We start from the raw sequence: 20,664 nt of genomic DNA on the forward strand, positions 1-20,664 counted from the left end.
GCGCCGATGACGGAGTCACAGACGGCGGTGCGGCCCGAGCGGCGCGCCGAACTCGCGGCCGGACTGGCCCGGGTCCGGGCCCGCATCGCCGACGCCTGTGCGGCGGCCGGGCGGCAGCGCGACGAGGTCACACTGGTCGCGGTGACCAAGACGTACCCGGCGGCGGACGTGGTCGCGCTGGCCGGGCTCGGCGTGACCGACGTCGGGGAGAACCGCGACCAGGAGGCGGCGCCGAAGGCGGAGGCGGTGTCCGCCGCCGGGGCCGCGCCGCGCTGGCACTTCATCGGCCAGTTGCAGCGCAACAAGGCCCGCTCGGTGGTCCGGTACGCCGACGTGGTCCAGTCGGTGGACAGCGTCCGGCTGGCCGCCGCGCTGGACACCGCCGCCGGTGCGGTCCGGGACCGGCCGCTGGACGTGCTGGTGCAGGTGAGCATCGACGGCGACCCGGCCCGGGGCGGGGCGCTGCCGGGTGTGGCCGATCCGCAGCGCGGGCTCGACCCGGTGGCCGCCGCGGTGGCCGGCGCCGACGGCTTGCGCCTGGCGGGCCTGATGGCGGTGGCGCCGCTGGGCTGGGAGCCGGACCGGGCGTTCGCCCGGCTGGCCGAGGTGGCGGCGCGGCTCCGGGCCGACCATCCGGACGCGACGGTGCTGTCGGCAGGCATGAGCGGAGACCTGGAGAGCGCGATCGGGTACGGCGCGACACATGTCCGTGTCGGCAGCGCGTTGCTCGGAATGCGCCCTGCGCTGCGGTAGCCTCAGCAGGACGGAAGCAAATTACATCAGTGTTGTTCAGGACGGCGTTCCCGTAGCCGGGGGCCGTGACGGGCGGACCGCGAACCGCACGTCAGGGGATTGCCGATCCGGTCCGGTGGGCATGATCGTCCACTCGTGATCAAGCGACACGGCACGGGGGCGCGTGCCGCACGGCGGACGGAAGGGCGCGGGGATGGGTGCACTGCGCAAGGCGGGGGTCTGGCTCGGTCTCGTCGAGGAGGACGACGAGCGGGCGTACGAGGACGGTGGCTACGACAAGGGTGGCTACCGGGACTCGTCGCGCTACCGGTCGAGCCGGTACGCCGAGGAGTTCGCCGACGAGGACGACGACGAGGCCGAGGAGCCGCCGACGACGCGCGGCCGGCTCAGCGACCGTGGCCGGCTGTCCGAGCGCGCCTCCAGCCGCGCCGTCGACGCCGACCGGGCCGAGGGCGAGCGCCCGGAGCGGGCCGAGCGGTCCAGCGTGCGGTCGATCACCCGGTCCTCCGCCGGTGACACCTCGGGCGCCCTGAGCTACCACACCCGGGACAACCTCGCGCTCGCGCCGCAGGCCCAGCCGCGCGAGCGGGAGCGCGTGGCGCCGGAGGACGAGCAGCGCTACCAGATCACCACGCTGCACCCGACCACGTACCGCGAGGCGCGGACCATCGGCGAGCACTTCCGTGACGGCGTACCGGTGATCATCAACCTCACCGAGATGGACGAGGCGGACGCCCGCCGGCTCGTCGACTTCGCCGCCGGGCTCGCGTTCGGTCTGCGCGGTACGATCGAGCGCGTGACCAACCGGGTGTTCCTGCTCTCACCGGCCAACGTCCAGGTCACCGCGGAGGACAAGGCCAAGATCGCTGAGGGCGGCTTCTTCAGCCTGAGCTGAGCCGCACGACCGAGGGACGTCGCCTGCCGTGTTGTCGATCCTGTTCCAGGTGCTCTACCTGCTGCTGTACATCTTCCTAATTGTCCTTTTGGCGCGATTTGTTCTTGGCGCGGTGCTGGCCTATGGTCGCCGCTGGCAACCGGGGCGCGGAGCGTCGGCGGGACTGGAAGTCGTGTGGAGCGTCACTGATCCGCCCCTGCGAGCGTTGAGGCGTGTGATCCCACCACTGCGAATTGGTACCGTGAGCATCGACCTGGCCTCCCTTGTGCTCCTGGTTATCCTGTTCGTGCTGATGGAGTTCGTGTTTAGGCGCCTGATCTTCGCGTTTGCCTGACCAGAGCGCTTTCGCGGCCGCAACTGACCCGAGGAGTTTCGATGCCGCTGACCCCGGCCGACGTCCACAACGTCGCCTTCAAAAAGCCGCCGATCGGCAAGCGGGGGTATGACGAGGAGGAGGTTGACGCCTTCCTGGACGAGGTCGAGCGTGAGCTGGCCCGTCTGATCGAGGAGAACAACGAGCTGCGCGCCCAGGTGGAGCGCGGCGGTCGGGGTGGCGCTCCCGCCGGCCCCGGCGGCGACGCCCGCCTCGCGGCGGAGCTCAACGACGTCAAGGCCCAGCTCGACCGGGTGCAGCGCGACAAGGCGGCCGCCGAGCAGGCGGCCCGCGCGATGCAGGCCGAGCTGGAGCAGGTCCGCACGCAGGGCGGCCCGGCCGGCGTGACCGCTGACGGCGAGCAGCAGGCGCTGCGGGTGCTCATGATGGCCCAGCGCACCGCCGACGACCACGTCTCCGACGCCCGTCGCGAGGCCGACCAGCTGCTCTCCGAGGCCCGTTCGAAGGCCGAGGAGGTCACCCGGGAGGCGCGCGCCAAGGCCGACGCCCTGGAGCGGGACGCCCGCCAGCGGCACCAGGAGGCCATGGGCGGCCTGGACGCCAAGCGCACCGCGCTGCAGAAGCACATCGAGGAGCTCAAGCAGTTCGAGCGCGAGTACCGCACCCGCCTCAAGGCGTACCTGGAGAGCCAGCTGCGTGACCTCGACGGTCGCGGCCAGGGTCTCGAGGTGGAGATGAACCGCACCGAGGGCACCCGTGCCACCGGCAGCAACGGTCTCGCCGCGGCCGGCCTCGCCGGTTCCTACGGCGGTGGCCGCGCGGGCTCGCTCGAGTCCGGCCGCTGATCCCGCGTCGGTGGCCGTCCCCGTGACGGCCACCGACCGCCCAGACCGACACGACGCGGCCGGGGGTGAGCCGTGGTAGCCGCCAGCATCCTGCTCATCCTCGTCGCGGTCGTGCTGCTGATCGCCGGTCTCGCCGGCGGGTCCAGCCTCCTGCTCATCGTCTCGATCGCGGCCAGCCTGCTGTCCGCCGTCGCCTTCGTCGCGTTCGCCCGCCAGGCCGCCGCGACGCGGGCCACGGCCGGCCGGGAGACCGGTCCGCGCGTACGGACCGCGCACACCTTTTCGTCCCCGGACGAACCGGTGAGCCCGGTCCCGCACCACACGTCCACGGTCGGCGCCGGCGGATCCGGGTGGCGGCAACCGCCCGGGTCTCCGGTGACCGAACCGGACGACGTCCCGCCGCCGGCCGCGTACTCGCCGCCGGCCGAACCGGCCGCCGGGCCGTACGAGGCCGAACCGGCCGCGGGGCCGTACGAGGCCGGGCCGTACACGTCGGCGTTCGACGCCGAGCCCGCCGGGCCGTACGCGGCGACGGTGGACACGGACCCGGTCGTCGCGGACGCGGCGCCCTACTCGCCGCCCGGCCCGCGTGTGCCGGAGACCGCCCGGCCCACCTCGCCCGCACCGGGCGGGCCGTTCGACGGCGACCCGCCGGCCGAACTCCTCTCCGACGGCGAGGTTGCCCGGCTGGTCCGGCTGCCCGGCGAGGTCCTGGTGGTCGACGGCCACCCCCGCTTCCACATGCCCGACTGCCCGCACCTGGTGGGCCGGGACGACGAGCCACTGCCGGTCGCCGAGGCGGTCGCGCTGGGCTTCACCCCGTGTGCGCACTGCGCCGCCGCCACCACCCTGCTCGCCGAGGCCCGGCCGCGCTGACCATGACGATCGCGGACGACACACTCACCGTCGCGGTGCGGGTGAAGCCCGGAGCGTCCCGTGCCCGGGTGGGCGGGCGGTTCGACGGGCCGTACGGTCCCGCGCTCGTCGTCGCGGTGCACGCGCCGGCGGTCGACGGCCGCGCCACCGAGGCGGCCCGGCGCGCGCTCGCCGACGCGCTCGGCGTCCGGCCGGCGACCGTGTCGCTGCGGTCCGGCGCCGCCAGCCGCGACAAGCTCTTCCTGGTCGAGCGCCCGCACGACGGGCTGCCCGAGGTGCTGCGCCGGCTGCGCGACGGCAGCACGGCGTGAGGTCCGGTCGGGCCGGCCGGCGATGACCCCGGGGCTCGACGTCGCGTTGCTCGTGGGCGCCGCCGTGCTGCTGGTCGCGGTGGGCGCGGTGCGGTTCTCCACCCGGCTCGGCGTGCCGAGCCTGCTGGTCTACCTGGCGCTGGGGGTGCTACTCGGCGAGGCGGGGCTGGGCATCCGCTTCGACGACGTCGAGCTGACCCGGGTGCTCGGCTTCTGCGCGCTCATCGTGATCATCGCCGAGGGCGGCCTGACCGCGCGGTGGAGCACGTTGCGGCCGGTGCTGGGCCTGGCCGCGGCGCTGTCCACCGTCGGTGTGGTGGTCAGCATCGTGGTCGTCGGCGTAGTGGTGCACCTGCTGCTCGGCCTGGACTGGCGGCTGGCCCTGCTCTACGGCGCGGTGCTCTCCTCCACCGACGCGGCGGCGGTGTTCGCCACGCTGCGCCGGTTGCGCCTGCCGCCCCGGCTGGTCGCCGCGCTGGAGGCGGAGTCCGGCGTGAACGACGCCCCGGTCGTCCTGCTGGTGCTGGTGCTGTCCCGCGCCGGGGCCGGGGTCGCCCACCCCTGGTGGTACGAGGTGCTGCTGGTCGGCTACGAGCTGAGCGCGGGCGCGGCGGTCGGGGTCGGCGCCGGGCTGGCCGGCCGGTACGCGCTGCGCCGGGCCGCGCTGCCGTCGGCCGGCCTGTACCCGATCGCGGTGGTCGGCTTCACCGTGCTCGCGTACGCGGCCGGCTCGGTGCTGCACGCCTCGGGTTTCCTCGCCGTGTACGTCGCGGGCGTGCTGCTCGGCAACTCCCGGCTGCCGCACCGGCAGGCCATCCTCGGTTTCGCCGACGGGCTGGCCTGGCTGGCCCAGATCGGGTTGTTCGTGCTGCTGGGCCTGCTGGTCTCGCCGCGCCGGCTGGACTCGGCGGTGCTGCCGGCCGTGATCACCGGGCTGGCCCTGCTGCTGCTCGCCCGGCCGCTGTCGGTGGCGATCTCCGCGCTGCCGTTCCGGGTGAACCTGCGCGAGCAGTTGTTCCTGTCCTGGGCCGGGCTGCGCGGCGCGGTGCCGGTGGTGCTGGCGACCATCCCGCTGTCGCTGCACGTACCGGGGGCGGACCGCCTGTTCGACGCGGTCTTCGTCCTGGTGGTGATCTTCACGTTGCTCCAGGCGGGCACGCTGGCGCGGGCGGCCCGGCGGCTGGGCGTGACCGCACCGGCCGAGGCGAGCGAGATCCTGCTGGAGACGGCCCCGCTGGAGCGGATGCGCGCCGATCTGCTCCAGTTGGAGGTGCCGCCCGGGTCGCGGCTGGCCGGGGTGCACGTGGACGAGCTGCGGCTGCCTGTCGGTGCCGCGGTCACCCTGGTGCTGCGCGACGGCGTCGGTTTCGTGCCGGGCGCGGACACCCGGCTCAAGGTCGGGGACAGCCTGCTCATCGTGGCCACCGCCGGTGTACGGGACGAGACCGAGCGGCGGCTGCGGGCGGTGAGCCGCCGGGGCCGGTTGGCGAGGTGGTTCGGGGAGTACGGCGAGGAGCCGGCCCGCTGATCTGCTACCGTTCCTTTTGCCCCGATTGATGGCAGTCCGGGGCGAATACGTGGGACTACGGTGCGGCACGTTGTCGGACGCCTGTACGTTCCGTATTCTTGCCAACCTCCGGAGTGCACGGCGGGCCGCTCGCCGTGCACCCTTCCGTACGCGGGGGACGCCGACGTGGGCGTCCCCGCCCACGCACCGCTGACCGCCGCTCCGCGCGGCTGAGGGAGCTGACGATGGCGAAGCCAGCCGACACCAGGACCGCCGGTCGCAAGCCGGTGGCGAAGGCCACCCGCAGCGCGGCGGAGACCGAGAAGATCCGGGCCGCCCTGGCGGCACGGCGGGACGAGCTCACGGCCGAGTACGATCAGACGCTGAGCGAGATCACCGAGCTGCAGCGCGAGCGGCTGACCGACTCGGCCGGGGACGACCAGGCCGACACCGGGACCAAGACGTTCGAGCGGGAGCAGGAGATCTCTCTCGCCAACAGCATCAAGGAACGAATCACGCAGGTCGAGCGCGCCCTGGAGCGCCTCGACGAGGGTGGCTACGGCTGGTGCGAGCGGTGCGGCAACCCGATCCCGGTGGAGCGGCTCGCCGCGTTCCCGTCGGCCACCCTCTGCGTGACGTGCAAGCAGCTGGAGGAGCGGCGCTGATCACCGCTCCCCGGCGGCCGTACGGCAGACGGTGACCACACCGTCGCGAACGTCGATGGGGAGCAGATGACCGCAGCACCGCCCGCCGGGGCCGGCACCACCGAGTCGGGCGCCGGCGCGCCTCGCCGTAAGGCCGTCGGCCTGCTGCTCGGCGTGTCCCTGTTCTCGCTGCTGGCGGATCTCGGCACGAAGCAGCTCGCGCTCGCCGAGCTGACCGGCCGGGAACCGGTGTCGCTGCTCGGTGGCGCGGTCTACCTCAGCCTCACCCGCAACAGCGGCGCGGCCTGGAGCATCGGCTCGGACCACACCTGGGTCTTCCCGATCATCACGTTCGTGGTGGTCGGGTGGATCGCCTGGATGGCGTTGCGGCTGCGCTCGCTGCCCTGGGCGGTGTCGCTGGGACTGGTGCTGGGCGGTGCGCTGGGCAACCTGATCGACCGGATCTTCCGCGCGCCGGGGCACTTCGTCGGCCACGTGGTCGACATGATCAGCCTCTTCGACCCGTACGGCCAGGTCTGGCCGGTGTTCAACCTGGCCGACAGCTCGCTGGTGTGCGGCGTGGTGCTCGCGGTCTTCCTGGAGCTGACCGGCCGCCAGCGCGACGGCTCCCGGCTGCGCGACGAGAAGCGCGACGACGCCGCCCCGGCCGAGCAGCGGGAGAGCGCGTGACCTCCGCGTTCGCCGCCGCCGGCGACACCCGCTCCCTGCCCGTGCCGGACGGCCTCGACGGGATGCGCCTGGACCAGGCCGTGTCCCGGCTGTTCGGGCTCTCCCGCACCGCCGCCGCCGGCCTGATCGACGCCGGCGACGCGCTCGTCGACGGCGTGGTCCGGCCCAACTCGCACAAGGTCAAGGCGGGCTCGTGGCTGGAGGTCACGCTGCCCGCGCCGCCGGCACCGCCGACTGTGGTGCCGCAGGCGGTGCCCGGCCTGACCGTGGTGTACGCCGACGACGACATCGTGGTGGTGGACAAGCCGGTCGGGGTGGCGGCCCACCCCAGCCCGGGCTGGACCGGCCCCACGGTGATCGGCGGGCTGGCCGGCATCGGCCACCGGATCTCCACGAGCGGCGCCGCCGAGCGGCAGGGCGTGGTGCACCGGCTCGACGTGGGCACCACCGGGATCATGGCGGTGGCCAAGAGCGAGCGCGCGTACACCGCGCTGAAGCGGGCGTTCAAGTACCGCGAGGTGGAGAAGCGCTACCACGCCGTGGTGCAGGGCCACCCGGACCCGCTGAGCGGCACCATCGACGCGCCGATCGACAGGCACCCGCACCACGACTACCGCTGGGCCGTGGTCTCCGGCGGCAAGCCGAGCATCACCCACTACGACACGATCGAGGCGTTCCCCGCCGCCAGCCTGCTCGACGTGCGGCTGGAGACCGGGCGTACGCACCAGATCCGGGTGCACTTCTCCAGCATGCGGCACCCCTGCGTGGGTGACCTGACCTACGGCGCGGACCCGACGCTGTCGGCCCGGCTGGGGCTGGCCCGGCAGTGGCTGCACGCCCGCTCGCTGAGCTTCGCGCACCCGGGCACGGGCGACGAGGTGACGTTCGTCAGCGAGTACCCGGACGACCTGGCCCGCGCGCTGGAGATCCTGCGCGACTGACGTGAGCGACGATCCCGCGCCGCCGCGCCGGTCCCGGTCCGCCGCGCTGACCTGGATCGCGCTGGCCTGCGCGCTCGTGGTGCTGGTGGTCGCGGTGGCCCAGCGGCGGGACCGGCCGGTGAGCGACCGCACTGTCGGCGAGGTGACCCGGGTCGGCGTGAGCGACGGCGCGAGCATCCCGGCGTACCTGCGGGCCGCCGGGGACGAGCTGGCCCGCCTCGACGCCCCCGACGGCTACGCGCTCGTCTCGTTCGACGGCTACCTGACCCCGGCGCGGGCGGCCGCCGCGCTGGACGGCACGCGGGTCTCGGCGGTGGTGGCGCGGGTACCGCTGCCCGGCCGGCAGACCGAGATCGTCCGGATCGCGGCGCTGCGCCTGCCCCAGGACCTGGTGGCCGGCATGGCCGGCGTCGCGACGCGCAAGGACGCCGAGGCCGCGGACTACCGCTCCCGCGCCGCCGCGACCACCGCCGATCCGGAGCTGCGCCGGGTGTACGACAGTGGCGCCGAGGTCGCCGCGCGCGAGGCCGAGGCGTACCGGACGGGCTGCGCCTGCGTCTACGCCGCGGTGGTGAGTGCCGCACCGGAGGCCCTGCGCGCGCTCGCCGGGCGTCCGGGCGTGCGGGTGGTGGACCCGGCGCCGGAGGTCCGCCGCCTGGACCGGACCGTGTTCACCCCGCCGCTGCCCGAGCAGCGTGACGTGGTCCGCCCACCCGCCGACGGCGAACCCACCGAGGCAGGCGGAATGGGCGATTCGTCGGAAGCTGCACGGACGGTGAGCGGACCTTCACCCACCGCCCCGGCGCCGGGCGGCGGCTCCGGGGCACCCAACCCCGCTCCCACCTCCTGAGACATCGGGGCCCGCGGTGACCGGGCCGATCCCATGGTGCGGCAGGCCGCCGGGCGATGTGCGGCGCGGGGAGTGGTCCGAATAGGGTTTCGTTCGTAGCCTGTCAGGCGGAGATCGATGGGCTGGGGGAGGGCGAATCCTTGGACGGCAGCGAGACCGGCTGGGGTCGGCAGGGCGAGCCGGCACCGCGGTGGCGGGCGCTGCTCGACCGGGCCCGGCTCGGCGGTCGCGGCGCGGAGCACGCCGACGCCGACCGGCACGTCGAGGAGCAACCGGCGCCGCCGCCCGACCCGCTGCCCCGTCGTGCCGCGGGCACCGGGTGGACCGGGCGCGCCACCGCCGTCGGCCGCGCGCCCGACGGGTCGTACGGCGCCGAGCCCGGCTACCGCGCCGAGGCCACGTTCCGGGTCGACCCGGCCTTCCGCGCCGATCCCCGCCACGACGGCGAGCCGGCCTACCGGGCCGAACCGGCGTACCGCAGCGACCCGGAGCCGTCCTGGCGCACCGGGCAGCCCTACCCGGCCGAGCCGTCCTGGCGCGCCGAGCCGTCGATCGCGCCGGACCCGCCCTTCGCCGCCGAGCCCCGGCCGGAGCCGTCATGGCGCGCCGAACCGGCACGGCCGGAGCCGCACGGCCGGGCCGAGGCGCCGGCCGAGTCCCGGTACTCCCTTCTCGACAGCGGCTACCGGCCCGCGCCGCCGCCTGCCGAGTCCCGGTACGCCCTGCTCGACCGGGGCCGCTACCGGCCGGACGTCCCGCCCGCGCCGGAACCGGTGGTGCCCGCGCCGCGCAGCCCGCTGGAGGGCCGCTCCGGCCGGGCGGGCCGGGCCGCGCCGGCCCAGGCGAAGTGGCGTGCCCCCGAGCCGGACGCCGAGCTGGAACGCGCCACCAGCGTGCTGCGCCGCGAGCTGGGCACCCCCCGGGTGCTCGCCTTCGCCAACCCCAAGGGCGGCGTGCACAAGACCACCGCGACGGTGCTCGCCGCCGCCACCGTGGGCAGCGTCCGCGGGCGCGGCGTGCTCGCCTGGGACGACAACGAACTGCGCGGCACGCTCGGTCTGCGAGCCGGCAGCGCCCGGCACGCCCGTACCATCCGCCACCTGATCCACGACCTGGCGCAGATCGAGATCCTCGAGGGCAACACGCTGCTGTCGCACCTCGACGACTACCTGCGGCACGCCTCCGACGGCTCGTACGACGTGCTGGCCGGCGAGGAGAGCCCGCGCTTCGCCCAGCGGCTCGACCAGTTCACCGTCAAGCGGGTGCTGGAGCTGCTGCGCCGCACCCACGAGGTGGTCTGCGTGGACACCGGCAACAACGTGGAGAGCCCGAACTGGCGCACCGTCATGCAGGCCGCCGACCAGCTCGTGGTGACCACCGTGCCGCGCGAGGACGCGGCGTTCAGCGCGGACTGGATGCTCGACCTGCTGCACGAGGAGGGCATGGGGGAGCTGGCCGACAACGCGGTCACGTTGATCTCCTGCCCGACGCCGGGGCGTACCTCGTTGCAGGACGACCTGGAACGGCACTTCGCCACCCGTACCCGGGCGGTCGCCGTGGTGCCCTACGACCCGGCGCTGGAGACCGGCTCCTCGATCGAGTACCACCAGCTCCAGGCCGAGACCCGCAACGCCTGGCTCAAGGCGGCAGCGGTGATGGTGGAACCGTTCGCGCGCTGAGCGGTGACCACCGCCCCGCGCCGTGCCCGGGCCTGAGAGGATCAACGGGTGAGTCCGGACACCCCTGAGCCCGAGCGGGCGCGCGAGCGCACCGACGGCACCGACGCGCGTACCGGCGACGCCGTCCCGCGTACCGGAAACGCCCCGTGGCCCGGCGACGGCGCGTGGCCCGCGCGCGAGCAGCCGCCCGGCTGGCCCGGCGGCCTGCCGGTACCGGCAGGCACGCCGGTCACCGCGCCCGGCGCCGACCCGCTAGCCGGGTACCCCGGCGTGGTGGCGCAGCTACCTGGCGCCGACGCCGGCCGGTCCGGCCGCCCGCTGCTCACCGCGCTGGCCGTGGTCGCGCTGCTCACCGCGCTCGGCGTCCCGCTGGGCCTGCTGTGGGCGTGGGCGGCGCCCGCCACCCCGGTACGGCAGACCCCGGCGGGCGCGGTCTACGCGACCACCCAGCCGGAGCAGCCGATCGCCGCGGACGGCTGGTTCAGCCTCCTGACGCTCGGCTTCGGTGTGCTCGCCGCGATCGCCCTGTGGGTGGTGCTGCGCCGCCGGCGCGGCCCGGCCGGCCTGGTCGCGGTGACGCTCGGCGGTCTCGGCGCGGCAGTGGTGGCCTGGCAGGTCGGCCGCCGGATCGGGCTGTCGACGTTCCAGCGGCTGGTGGAGACCGCGCCGCCGGGAACCGCCTTCACCAAGCCCGTCGACCTGCGCGCCGGTGGCGTCGACTGGTACGGCCCGCTGCCGTTGCCGCACGGGAACCTGCTGCTCGCCGCGTTCGGCGCCGCCGTCACGTACACGCTGCTGGCGGGCTGGTCGCGGTGGCCGTCGCTGCGGCCGGAGCCGGAGCTCGACGCGACCTGGCCGCCGCCCCCGCCCGGGTTCAGTTCGGCGCCGGGGGACCAGCCAGCTCGCTGAGCGGCACCGGCACCGCGCGCACCTGCCGCAGCAGCGCCGTCTCCCGGTTGAGCAGGCGCAGCTCGGCGCGCAGCCGGCCGGCCGTGTCGTCGGCGGCGAGCAGCCGCTGCCGGTCGGCGACGGTCAGCGCGGCGGTCGCGGCGACCAGGTGCGACAGGACCGTCGGATCCTCCGGCAGCTGCTCGGTGATCTCCTGCTGGTCCGGCCGGATCAGGCCGAGATATTGCCGGAACACCGAGATCACCCGGGCCGCCAGCAGGTCGGAGACCTCGTCCGGGCCGTCCGGCTCGGGCAGCCACTCCACCTCGGCGGTCAGGTACGGCTCGGCGGAGTCGTCGACCTCGGCGACCCGGAAGCGCCGCCGCCCCACCGTGACGATGTCGAAGCCGCCGTCGGCCAGCTCGGTGACCTGCCGCAGTTCGGCGGTGCAGCCGACCTCGTGCAGGGTGACCTCGCCGCCGGCCGGCCCGGCGCGACCCGGCGGCCCGGCCGGCGCGACCTCCCAGCCGGCCTGGATCGCGACCACGCCGAACTCGCGCGGCGCGCCCTCGGGCAGCCCCACGAGGTGGCGCACCAGCGCCTTGTAGCGCTCCTCGAAGATGTGCAGCGGAAGGACCAGCCCGGGGAAGAGGACGGTCCCGAGCGGGAACACCGGCAGCCGTGCGCTCACGTGATCGAGCGTATCGCCAACGCGCCCACCCGCGCGTGTCCCGGCTCACCGTCCCGGCGTGCGGGCGGGCCCGGCCGGTGACACCGGTGGCGGCCTAGACTCGCAGGCGTGCTGAATCGGATCGACCTGCGCGGCGGTGTCCGTGACCCGCGCCGCCTGCTGCCCCGTGCCCAGCTCGACGTCTCCGTGGCGGTCGAGCGGATCCGCCCGCTCGTGGAGGCGGTCCGGGACCATGGGTACCCGGCGATCCGGGAGGCGAGCGAACGGTTCGACGGCGTCTCCCCGGAGCGGCTGCGGGTGCCGGTCGAGACGATCCGCGCCGCCGAGGGCGAGCTGGACCCGCAGGTCCGCGCCGCGCTGCTGGAGTCGATCACCCGGGCTCGCAAGGTCCACGACGACCAGCGCCGCACCGACCACACCACGACCGTGGTGCCCGGCGGCACGGTGACCGAGCGGTGGGTGCCGGTCGACCGGGTCGGCCTCTACGTCCCCGGCGGCCTGGCCATGTACCCGTCGACCGTCGTGATGAACGTGGTGCCGGCCCAGGCGGCCGGGGTGCGCTCCCTGGTGGTGGTGAGCCCGCCGCAGAAGGACAACGACGGCCTGCCCGACCGCCGGGTCCTCGCGGCCTGCGCGCTGCTCGGCGTGGACGAGGTGTACGCCGTCGGCGGCGCCCAGGCGGTCGCCATGCTCGCGTACGGCGCCACCGTCGACCCGGCCGGGGACGAGCGCTGCGAGCCGGTCGACATGATCACCGGTCCGGGCAACATCTGGGTCACCGCCGCGAAGCGGCTGCTGCGCGGCGTGGTCGGCATCGACGCCGAGGCCGGCCCGACCGAGATCGCGATCCTGGCCGACGACACCGCCGACCCGGCGCACGTCGCCGCCGATCTGATCAGCCAGGCCGAGCACGACCCGCTGGCCGCGAGCGTGCTGGTCACCCCGTCCACCGCGCTGGCCGACGCGGTCGACGCCGAGCTGGCCCGGCAGGCGCCCGCGGCCAAGCACGCCGAGCGGATCGGCACGGCGCTGCGCGGCGAGCAGAGCGGCGTGGTCCTGGTCGACGACCTGGAGGCGGGCCTGCGGGTGGTCGACGCGTACGCGGCCGAGCACCTGGAGATCCAGACCGAGAACGCCCGCGAGTGGGCGCTGCGGGTACGCAACGCCGGTGCGATCTTCGTGGGCGCCTGGTCGCCGGTGTCGCTCGGCGACTACTGCGCCGGCTCCAACCACGTGCTGCCCACCGGCGGCTGCGCCCGGCACTCCTCCGGCCTGTCCGTGCAGTCCTTCCTGCGCGGCGTCCACCTGATCGAATACACGCAGGACGCGCTGCGCGACGTGGCCCCGCACGTGGTCACCCTGGCGACCGTGGAGGACCTGCCCGCGCACGGCCAGGCGGTCAGCGTCCGGTTCCCCGACGGCGGCGCGTCGTGACCACGCTCGACGACCTGCCCATCCGCGACGACCTGCGCGGGCGCACGCCGTACGGGGCGCCGCAGCTCGACGTGCCGGTGCGGCTGAACACCAACGAGAACTCCTACCCGGTGCCCGAGCCGGTGGTGGAGGCGATCGGCAAGGCTGTCGCCGCCGAGCTGCGCGACCTCAACCGCTACCCGGACCGGGACGCGGTGGCGCTGCGCGCCGACCTCGCCGCCTACCTGGGACACGGGCTCACCGCCGACCACGTGTGGGCGGCGAACGGCTCCAACGAGATCCAGCAGCAGCTGCTCCAGGCGTTCGCCGGTCCCGGGCGTACCGCGCTCGGCTTCACCCCGGCGTACTCGATGCACCCGCTGCTGGCGCTCGGCACCGGCACCCGGTGGGTGCCCGCCCGGCGCGGCGCGGACTTCGGTCTCACCGCCGGCGAGGCGGTGGCCCAGGTCCGCGAGCACCGGCCGGACGTGGTGTTCCTCTGCTCGCCGAACAACCCGACCGGCACCGCGCTCGACCCGGCGGTGGTCGCCGCCGTGCTGGACGAGGCGCCCGGCATGGTGATCGTCGACGAGGCGTACGCCGAGTTCGCCCGGCCCGGCACGGTGAGTGCGCTCGCCGTGCTGCCCGGCCACCCGCGGCTGGTGGTGACCCGCACCATGAGCAAGGCGTTCGGGTTCGCCGGCGGCCGGCTCGGCTACCTGGCCGCCGACCCGGCGGTGGTGGACGCGGTGCAGCTGGTAAGGCTGCCGTACCACCTGTCCGCGCTCACCCAGGCCGCCGCCCGCGCGGCGCTGGCGCACCGGGACGCCCTGCTCGGCACCGTGACCGCGATCATGGAGCAGCGGGACCGGATCGTCGCCGAGCTGCGCGCCCGGGGCCACCGGGTGGCCGACAGCGACGCCAACTTCGTGCTGTTCGCCGTCGAGGGGGACCAGGCGGTGGCCTGGCGTACCCTGCTCGATGCCGGCGTGCTGGTGCGCGACGTCGGCCTGCCCGGCTGGCTGCGCGTCACCGCCGGAACCCCGACCGAGACCGACGCCTTCCTCACCGCGATGGAGACAGTTTCATGAGCCGGATCGCCCGGATCGAGCGGGTCACAAACGAGACGAAGGTGCTCGTCGAGATCGACCTCGACGGCACCGGCAAGGCCGACATCGAGACCGGCGTCGGCTTCTACGACCACATGCTCAACCAGATCGCCCGGCACGGCGGCTTCGACCTGACCGTGCACACCGTCGGCGACCTGGAGATCGACGCGCACCACACGATGGAGGACACCGCGCTCGCGCTGGGCGCCGCGTTCGACCGGGCGCTGGGCGACAAGGCCGGCATCCGGCGGTACGGCTCGGCCACCGTCCCGATGGACGAGGTGCTGGTCCGCGCCGCCGTCGACCTGTCCGGCCGCCCGTACGTGGTGCACGACGAGCCGGCGCTGGCCCCGTACATCGGGCCGGTCTACCCGACGAGCATGACCCGGCACATCTGGGAGTCGTTCGGTCAGTCGGCCCGGATCACGCTGCACGTGGACGTGCTGCGCGCGGCCCGTCCCGGCGGCCACCCGGACGCCCACCACGTGGTCGAGGCGCAGTTCAAGGCCGTCTCCCGCGCGCTGCGCGAGGCCACCGCGCTGGACCCGCGTAACGCGGGTGTGGTGCCGTCCACGAAGGGTGCTCTCTAATGAAGGTGCTGCCCACCCTTCTGTTGATCCTGGCCGGCCTGCTGGTCGGCGGGACGTGGTCGCTGCTCAAGCAGGGCGCTCCCCGCGCCGCCGTGGTGATCACCGGCCTGCTGGCCGTGCTGGCCACCGTCGCCGGGGTGCTCTGGCTGCTGCCGGGGGAGAGCTGATGGCACGGGTGGTGGTGCTCGACTACGGCTCGGGCAACCTGCGTTCGGCCGAGCGCGCGGTGGAGCGGGCCGGCGCCGACGTGACAGTCACCGACGACCTGGACGCCGCCGCGTCGGCCGACGGCCTGGTGGTGCCGGGCGTCGGCGCGTTCGCCGCGTGCATGGCCGGGATCGAGGCGCTGGGCGCCGGGCCGGTCATCGCCGACCGGGTCGCCGCCGGGCGGCCGGTGCTGGGCATCTGCGTCGGCATGCAGATCCTCTTCGGGCACGGCGAGGAGCACGGCGTGGTCACCAAGGGGCTGGGGCTGCTGCCCGGCGGCGTGACCCGGCTGCCCGCGCGGCGGTTGCCGCACATGGGCTGGAACACCGTGCGCCCGCCGGCCGGCTCGGCGCTGTTCGCCGGGCTGCCGGACGGCACCCGGTTCTACTTCGTCCACTCCTACGGGGTGACCGACCCGGTGGCGCTGGCCGAGGCGGGCGCCACGGTGACCACGGCGCACCACGGCGCGGACTTCGTCGCGGCGGTGGAGCGGGGGCCGCTGTCGGCCGCGCAGTTCCACCCGGAGAAGTCGGCCGACGCCGGGGCCGCGCTGCTGCGCAACTGGCTCGGCACGCTGTGACCGGCCCGCGGGCGTCCGCGTGAGCAAGGAGCGGGCCCGCCGCCGCGCGGAGCGCGAGGCCGAGCAGGAGCGGGCGCGCGCCGCCCGGGCCCGCCGGGTGGCACGCCGGGAGCGGCGTCGTTCTCTGGTACGCCGGCTGACGCCGTCGCCGCGGCGCGGCCGTACCGGCCGGTTGCATCGGCACACCCGCCGTGAGCGGGCGACGATCCTGGTGCTCACCGCGGTCGCGGTGGTCGCCATCTGGAATCTGGTCGACGACCTCGCGCTGCGGCTGGTGCTGGTCGTGTTGTTGTTGCTGGTCCTGCCCGCGGTCGTGGTGATCGCGCTGGACCGTCGCTGAGGATCCGAGGAGAGAAGCGTTGAGCCTCACCCTGTTGCCCGCCGTGGACGTCGCCGACGGCCAGGCCGTCCGGCTCGTGCAGGGCGCCGCCGGTAGCGAGACCACGTACGGCGACCCGCTGGACGCGGCGCTGGCCTGGCAGTCCGACGGCGCGGAGTGGATCCACCTGGTCGACCTGGACGCCGCGTTCGGGCGGGGCTCCAACGCCGCGCTGCTCGCCGAGGTGGTCGGCAAGCTGGACGTGAAGGTGGAACTGTCCGGCGGCATCCGCGACGACGAGTCGCTGCGGGCGGCGCTGGGCACCGGGGCGGCCCGGGTCAACATCGGCACCGCCGCGCTGGAGGACCCGCAGTGGTGCGACCGGATCTGCGGCGAGTACGGCGACCGGGTGGCGATCGGGCTGGACGTGCGCGGCCGTACCCTGTCGGCGCGGGGCTGGACCCGCGACGGCGGTGACCTGTACGAGGTGCTGGCCCGGCTCGACGCCGCCGGCGCGGCGCGGTACGTGGTCACCGACATCACCAAGGACGGCACCATGCGCGGTCCCAACCTGGACCTGCTGCGTGAGGTGTGCGCCCGCACCGACGCCCCGGTGATCGCCTCCGGCGGCGTGTCCACGCTGGACGACCTGCGGGCGCTCGCCACGCTGGAGCCGATCGGTGTGGAGGGCGTGATCGCCGGCAAGGCGCTCTACGCGGGCGCGTTCACCGTCGCCGAGGCGCTGGCGACGCTGCGGGCCGGCGCGTGACGGCGGAGCCGCCCGCCGACGCCGCGGTGGTGACCCGGCTCGGCTCGGGCGGCCCGTGGGAGGCGCTGTACGGCTACTCGCGGGTGGTCCGGGCCGGTTCGCTCGCGATCACCGCCGGCTGCACCTCCACAGTGGACGGCCGGGTGGCGCACGCGGGTGACGCGGCGGCGCAGACCGCGCAGGCGATCCGGATCGGCCTGGACGCGCTGGCGGAGGTCGGCGCCGGGCCGGGGGACGTGGTGCGGACCCGGATGTACGTGACCGACCGGATCTACGCCGACGAGGTGGGGCGGGCGCACAACGCGGTGTTCGGGCCGGTGCGGCCGGTCGCCACGATGGTGGTGGTGGCCGGGCTGATCGACCCCGATCTCCTGGTCGAGGTCGAGCTGGAGGCGTACCTGCCGGAGCGCTGACCGGTGCCCGGGTGGCCGGCGCCGTCCCGCTCCGCGCCCGGATAAGTTGTGCACAACTCAATTGCACGCTACGGTTCAACACGTGACCGATGATCTGGTACTGCGCCGGCAGGTGTGCTTCGCGCTCTACGCGGCGTCGCGCGCCCTGACCGACGTCTACCGGCCCATCCTCGACGAGCACGGCCTGACCTACCCGCAGTACCTGGTGCTGCTGGTGCTCTGGGAGCGCGGCGACGACGCCCCCACGGTCTCCGAGCTCGGCGGTCAGCTCCGGCTCGACTCCGGCACGCTCTCCCCGCTGCTCAAGCGGCTGGAGGCGGCCGGTCTGGTGGTGCGTACCCGCTCGGCGGCAGATGAGCGCCGGGTCGAGGTGGGCCTCACCGGCCAGGGCCGGGCCCTGCGGGAGCGGATGGGTGACGTGCCACGGCGGGTGGCCACCGCCACCGGGCTCACCGAGGCCGAACTGGTCTTCCTCCACGGCATCCTCACCCGGGTCACCGAGACGATCCACCGACAGAAGGAGCAGTGACATGCAGGTGCTCTACACCGCCTCCGCCCGCGCCACCGGCGACGGCCGCGACGGTCACGTCCGGACCTCCGACGGCACGGTCGAGCTGGACCTCGCCGTCCCGAAGGAGATGGGCGGCGCCGGCGGCGCGGCCAACCCGGAGCAGCTCTTCGCGGCCGGCTACGCGGCCTGCTTCCACTCCGCGCTGCGCGTGGTGGCCCGCCAGGCCAAGGCGGACGTCTCCGGCTCCGTCGTCGAGGCCGAGGTGGGCATCGGCCCGAACGGCAGCGGCGGCTACGGCCTGGCCGTGACGCTCGTGGTCGACCTGCCCGCGATCGAGCGCGCCGCCGCCGAGCAGCTCGTCGACGCGGCCCACCAGGTGTGCCCCTACTCCAACGCGACCCGTGGCAACGTCGAGGTCACCCGCACGGTCCGCGAGGCGCGATGAACCGGGAGATCCACCTGGCGTCCCGGCCGCAGGGCTGGCCGACCGCGGAGAACTTCCGGCTGGTCACCACCGAGGTGCCGACGCCGGGCCCGGGACAGGTAGTGGTCCGCAACCGGTTCATGTCCGTCGACCCGTACATGCGCGGGCGGATGAACGACGTCAAGTCGTACGTGCCGCCGTTCGCGCTCGACGCCCCGCTGGACGGCGGCGCGATCGGTGAGGTGGTGGCCGGCGAGGCCGGGGGCGTCAAACCCGGCGACACCGTGCTGCACGGGCTCGGCTGGCGCGAGTACGCCCTCGTGGACGCCAAGGGCGCGCGCAAGATCGACCCCGACCTGGCGCCGGTCACCGCGTACCTGGGCGTGCTCGGCATGACCGGGCTGACCGCGTACGCCGGGCTGCTGGACGTGGCGGCGATGAAGCCGGGGGAGACGGTGTTCGTCTCCGGCGCGGCCGGCGCGGTCGGCAGCATGGTCGGCCAGATCGCGAAGCTGCGCGGCGCCGGCCGGGTGATCGGCAGCGCCGGTTCCGCCGCGAAGGTGGAACGGCTCACCGCGCTGGGCTTCGACGCCGCCTTCGACTACCACGACGGCCCGGTGTCCCGGCAGCTGCGGGCCGCCGCCCCGGACGGCGTCGACGTGTACTTCGACAACGTCGGCGGCGACCACCTGGAGGCCGCGATCGGGGCGATGAACGTGCACGGCCGGGCCGCGATCTGCGGCATGATCGCGCAGTACAACGCCACCGAGCCGCCCGCCGCGCCGCGCAACCTGGCGCTGGTGATCGGCAAGCGGCTGACGCTGCGCGGGTTCCTCGTGAGTGACCACGGTCACCTGCGGGAGCAGTTCGTGCAGGAGGTGGCGGGCTGGCTGCGCGAGGGCCGGCTGTCGTACGACGAGACGATCGTGGACGGCATCGAGCAGGCCCCCGAGGCGTTCCTCGGCCTGCTGCGCGGCGAGAACCTCGGCAAGATGCTGGTCCGTCTCTGACCGGCGCGACCCACTCCACCCCGGGCGGTGGTGACCGGCCTCACCGGCGGGTCACCACCGCCCGCGCGTTCGTTAGGCTCGGGGCATGACGGTGGCGGTACGGGTCATCCCGTGTCTGGACGTGGACGCCGGGCGCGTGGTCAAGGGGGTCAACTTCCTCGACCTGCGCGACGCCGGCGACCCGGTGGAGCTGGCGGCGGCGTACGACCGGGCCGGCGCGGACGAGCTGACCTTCCTCGACGTCACCGCCTCGTCCAGCGACCGCGGCACCATGCTCGACGTGGTGCGCCGCACCGCCGAGTCGGTCTTCATCCCGCTCACCGTGGGCGGCGGCGTCCGCCAGGTCGCCGACGTCGACACGCTGCTGCGCGCCGGTGCGGACAAGGTCGGCGTGAACACCGCCGCCATCGCCCGGCCGGAGCTGATCGCCGAGATCGCCGACCGGTTCGGCCGGCAGGTGCTGGTGCTCTCGCTCGACGTACGCCGCGCCCCGGACGGCACGGCGCCGAGCGGCTTCGAGGTGACCACCCACGGCGGCCGGCGGGGCACCGGCCTGGACGCGGTCGAGTGGGCGGCACGCGGCGCCGAACTGGGCGCGGGCGAGATCCTGCTCAACTCGATGGACGCCGACGGCACCAAGGCCGGGTTCGACCTGCCGCTGATCCAGGCGGTCCGCGAGGTGGTCGACGTGCCGGTGATCGCCAGCGGCGGCGCGGGCGCTGTGGCCCACTTCCCGCCGGCCGTCGGCGCCGGGGCGGACGCGGTGCTCGCGGCGAGCGTCTTCCACTTCGGCGAGCTCACCGTCGGCGAGGTCAAGGACGCGCTGCGCGGCGCCGGGCACCCGGTGCGCTGAGGCGGGCCGCCGGCTCTCAGGGCCGGCCGGAGTGCCCCTCGGGGGAGCGGCGCGGCATCGGGATCGACCGCACCACGTACTCCTGCACGGCGGCGGCGTGGTCGTCCTCGGCGAGCTGCCACTCGGACTCGGCGGGCGGGTGCCGCCGGGTCAGCACGCCCTGCACCGTGTCCACAGTGGTGCCGAGCCCGGCGCTGGGCCGGGTGCGCCAGAGCCGCTCACCGTCCGGGGTGACCCGGAACCAGCCGTCGGCGACGCTCACCAGGCCCGCGCCGACCAGCCGCCGGACCGCGCCCTCCACCTCGTGCCGCTCCGGGATGGCCTGGTTGAGGTGGTCGGCGGTGGAGAGGACGTCGGCCAGCCGTACGCCTTCGGGGCGGCGTGTCGCGGCGGCCCGCCGGTGCCGGCCGGCGCCACTGGCGATGACCAACGCGACGAAGATCCAGGCGTCGCTCCAACGCCATCCGTTCTCCCCCATGCAGGAATGATGCCCGGCCGCGACGGCGGAGGAAACACCTGGTTTCCGGGTTGTGCGTCGTCGCAGCTCAGCGCGTTGCGGATC

At 74.8% G+C, this 20,664-nt stretch carries 27 protein-coding genes; 25 read left to right on the top strand and 2 right to left on the bottom strand.

Annotated elements, in window-relative coordinates; translation table 11 throughout:
• Nucleotides 1–6: 6 nt before the first annotated feature.
• From O7604_RS18165 to O7604_RS18225, 13 genes are all read left to right on the top strand, one after another.
• A complete protein-coding gene (locus O7604_RS18165; RefSeq protein WP_269704898.1) occupies nucleotides 7–753 on the top strand; it encodes a YggS family pyridoxal phosphate-dependent enzyme in 747 nt (248 codons plus the stop codon).
• 193 nt (nucleotides 754–946) lie between these two features.
• Nucleotides 947–1,648 (top strand): cell division protein SepF, encoded by a 702-nt coding sequence (gene sepF / locus O7604_RS18170; RefSeq protein ID WP_269704899.1) that lies wholly within the window; start codon nucleotides 947–949, stop codon nucleotides 1,646–1,648.
• Nucleotides 1,649–1,676: 28 nt separating this feature from the next.
• Nucleotides 1,677–1,982: a YggT family protein gene (locus O7604_RS18175; protein WP_013287596.1), complete on the top strand. Its 306-nt coding sequence runs from the start codon at nucleotides 1,677–1,679 to the stop codon at nucleotides 1,980–1,982.
• Between the two features lie 41 nt (nucleotides 1,983–2,023).
• The gene (locus O7604_RS18180; protein ID WP_269704900.1) at nucleotides 2,024–2,827 is read left to right on the top strand and encodes a DivIVA domain-containing protein; all 804 of its coding nucleotides are present in this window, start codon (nucleotides 2,024–2,026) and stop codon (nucleotides 2,825–2,827) included.
• 72 nt (nucleotides 2,828–2,899) lie between these two features.
• Nucleotides 2,900–3,703, top strand: coding sequence for a hypothetical protein (locus O7604_RS18185; RefSeq protein ID WP_281577186.1), 804 nt, complete (start codon nucleotides 2,900–2,902; stop codon nucleotides 3,701–3,703).
• Nucleotides 3,704–3,705: 2 nt separating this feature from the next.
• Entirely contained in the window at nucleotides 3,706–4,014 is a 309-nt protein-coding gene (locus O7604_RS18190) for a DUF167 domain-containing protein (RefSeq protein ID WP_091420767.1), read from the top strand.
• A 22-nt stretch (nucleotides 4,015–4,036) separates the two neighbouring features.
• Nucleotides 4,037–5,542, top strand: coding sequence for a potassium/proton antiporter (locus tag O7604_RS18195; RefSeq protein ID WP_281577187.1), 1,506 nt, complete (start codon nucleotides 4,037–4,039; stop codon nucleotides 5,540–5,542).
• A 224-nt stretch (nucleotides 5,543–5,766) separates the two neighbouring features.
• Nucleotides 5,767–6,186: a TraR/DksA C4-type zinc finger protein gene (locus tag O7604_RS18200; RefSeq protein ID WP_269704903.1), complete on the top strand. Its 420-nt coding sequence runs from the start codon at nucleotides 5,767–5,769 to the stop codon at nucleotides 6,184–6,186.
• A 66-nt stretch (nucleotides 6,187–6,252) separates the two neighbouring features.
• On the top strand, nucleotides 6,253–6,855 hold the full coding sequence (gene lspA, locus O7604_RS18205) for a signal peptidase II (RefSeq protein WP_269704904.1): 603 nt from the start codon (nucleotides 6,253–6,255) through the stop codon (nucleotides 6,853–6,855).
• Complete coding sequence (locus O7604_RS18210) at nucleotides 6,852–7,796, top strand: RluA family pseudouridine synthase (RefSeq protein ID WP_269704905.1); 945 nt, start codon at nucleotides 6,852–6,854, stop codon at nucleotides 7,794–7,796. Before lspA ends, O7604_RS18210 begins: the two co-directional genes overlap by 4 nt.
• A gap of 1 nt (nucleotide 7,797) precedes the next feature.
• Nucleotides 7,798–8,646: a hypothetical protein gene (locus O7604_RS18215; protein ID WP_281577188.1), complete on the top strand. Its 849-nt coding sequence runs from the start codon at nucleotides 7,798–7,800 to the stop codon at nucleotides 8,644–8,646.
• A gap of 140 nt (nucleotides 8,647–8,786) precedes the next feature.
• Nucleotides 8,787–10,325: an ATPase gene (locus O7604_RS18220; protein ID WP_281577189.1), complete on the top strand. Its 1,539-nt coding sequence runs from the start codon at nucleotides 8,787–8,789 to the stop codon at nucleotides 10,323–10,325.
• Between the two features lie 48 nt (nucleotides 10,326–10,373).
• The gene (locus O7604_RS18225) at nucleotides 10,374–11,234 is read left to right on the top strand and encodes a DUF2567 domain-containing protein (protein WP_281577190.1); all 861 of its coding nucleotides are present in this window, start codon (nucleotides 10,374–10,376) and stop codon (nucleotides 11,232–11,234) included.
• Here O7604_RS18225 and O7604_RS18230 read toward each other — a convergent pair.
• Nucleotides 11,200–11,904: an LON peptidase substrate-binding domain-containing protein gene (locus O7604_RS18230; RefSeq protein WP_269704909.1), complete on the bottom strand. Its 705-nt coding sequence runs from the start codon at nucleotides 11,902–11,904 to the stop codon at nucleotides 11,200–11,202. The genes O7604_RS18225 and O7604_RS18230 overlap by 35 nt on opposite strands.
• Nucleotides 11,905–12,012: 108 nt before the next feature.
• Between O7604_RS18230 and hisD the strand changes: the two genes are divergently transcribed.
• From hisD to hisF, 12 genes are all read left to right on the top strand, one after another.
• Nucleotides 12,013–13,338, top strand: a complete 1,326-nt coding sequence (hisD, locus tag O7604_RS18235) for a histidinol dehydrogenase (protein WP_281577191.1) — start codon at nucleotides 12,013–12,015, stop codon at nucleotides 13,336–13,338.
• Nucleotides 13,335–14,408 (top strand): histidinol-phosphate transaminase, encoded by a 1,074-nt coding sequence (locus O7604_RS18240; protein WP_194801232.1) that lies wholly within the window; start codon nucleotides 13,335–13,337, stop codon nucleotides 14,406–14,408. The genes hisD and O7604_RS18240 overlap by 4 nt, the downstream gene beginning before the upstream one ends.
• On the top strand, nucleotides 14,405–15,016 hold the full coding sequence (gene hisB, locus O7604_RS18245; protein ID WP_030500263.1) for an imidazoleglycerol-phosphate dehydratase HisB: 612 nt from the start codon (nucleotides 14,405–14,407) through the stop codon (nucleotides 15,014–15,016). Before O7604_RS18240 ends, hisB begins: the two co-directional genes overlap by 4 nt.
• Nucleotides 15,017–15,021: 5 nt before the next feature.
• Entirely contained in the window at nucleotides 15,022–15,183 is a 162-nt protein-coding gene (locus tag O7604_RS18250) for a hypothetical protein (RefSeq protein ID WP_216936508.1), read from the top strand.
• Nucleotides 15,183–15,803 carry an imidazole glycerol phosphate synthase subunit HisH gene (hisH, locus tag O7604_RS18255; protein ID WP_269704912.1) on the top strand — a complete coding sequence of 207 codons (621 nt, stop codon included), beginning with the start codon at nucleotides 15,183–15,185 and terminating at the stop codon, nucleotides 15,801–15,803. The genes O7604_RS18250 and hisH overlap by 1 nt, the downstream gene beginning before the upstream one ends.
• Before the next feature lie 19 nt (nucleotides 15,804–15,822).
• Nucleotides 15,823–16,143 (top strand): hypothetical protein, encoded by a 321-nt coding sequence (locus O7604_RS18260; RefSeq protein WP_269704913.1) that lies wholly within the window; start codon nucleotides 15,823–15,825, stop codon nucleotides 16,141–16,143.
• A gap of 19 nt (nucleotides 16,144–16,162) precedes the next feature.
• Entirely contained in the window at nucleotides 16,163–16,891 is a 729-nt protein-coding gene (gene priA, locus O7604_RS18265; RefSeq protein WP_269704914.1) for a bifunctional 1-(5-phosphoribosyl)-5-((5-phosphoribosylamino)methylideneamino)imidazole-4-carboxamide isomerase/phosphoribosylanthranilate isomerase PriA, read from the top strand.
• Nucleotides 16,888–17,304, top strand: a complete 417-nt coding sequence (locus O7604_RS18270; protein WP_269704915.1) for a RidA family protein — start codon at nucleotides 16,888–16,890, stop codon at nucleotides 17,302–17,304. Before priA ends, O7604_RS18270 begins: the two co-directional genes overlap by 4 nt.
• An 82-nt stretch (nucleotides 17,305–17,386) precedes the next feature.
• Nucleotides 17,387–17,833 (top strand): MarR family transcriptional regulator, encoded by a 447-nt coding sequence (locus tag O7604_RS18275; RefSeq protein ID WP_281577192.1) that lies wholly within the window; start codon nucleotides 17,387–17,389, stop codon nucleotides 17,831–17,833.
• Nucleotide 17,834: 1 nt separating this feature from the next.
• Nucleotides 17,835–18,260, top strand: coding sequence for an organic hydroperoxide resistance protein (locus tag O7604_RS18280; RefSeq protein WP_281577193.1), 426 nt, complete (start codon nucleotides 17,835–17,837; stop codon nucleotides 18,258–18,260).
• On the top strand, nucleotides 18,257–19,249 hold the full coding sequence (locus O7604_RS18285; protein ID WP_281577194.1) for an NADP-dependent oxidoreductase: 993 nt from the start codon (nucleotides 18,257–18,259) through the stop codon (nucleotides 19,247–19,249). Before O7604_RS18280 ends, O7604_RS18285 begins: the two co-directional genes overlap by 4 nt.
• Before the next feature lie 85 nt (nucleotides 19,250–19,334).
• Nucleotides 19,335–20,102, top strand: coding sequence for an imidazole glycerol phosphate synthase subunit HisF (hisF, locus tag O7604_RS18290; protein ID WP_281577195.1), 768 nt, complete (start codon nucleotides 19,335–19,337; stop codon nucleotides 20,100–20,102).
• A gap of 16 nt (nucleotides 20,103–20,118) precedes the next feature.
• Here the strand turns inward: hisF and O7604_RS18295 are convergent, their stop codons facing one another.
• Nucleotides 20,119–20,580 carry a hypothetical protein gene (locus O7604_RS18295; RefSeq protein WP_269704919.1) on the bottom strand — a complete coding sequence of 154 codons (462 nt, stop codon included), beginning with the start codon at nucleotides 20,578–20,580 and terminating at the stop codon, nucleotides 20,119–20,121.
• Nucleotides 20,581–20,664: the final 84 nt, after the last annotated feature.

The sequence above is a fragment of the Micromonospora sp. WMMA1947 genome (assembly GCF_027497355.1).
In the GTDB taxonomy this organism is placed as follows: Bacteria; Actinomycetota; Actinomycetes; order Mycobacteriales; family Micromonosporaceae; genus Micromonospora.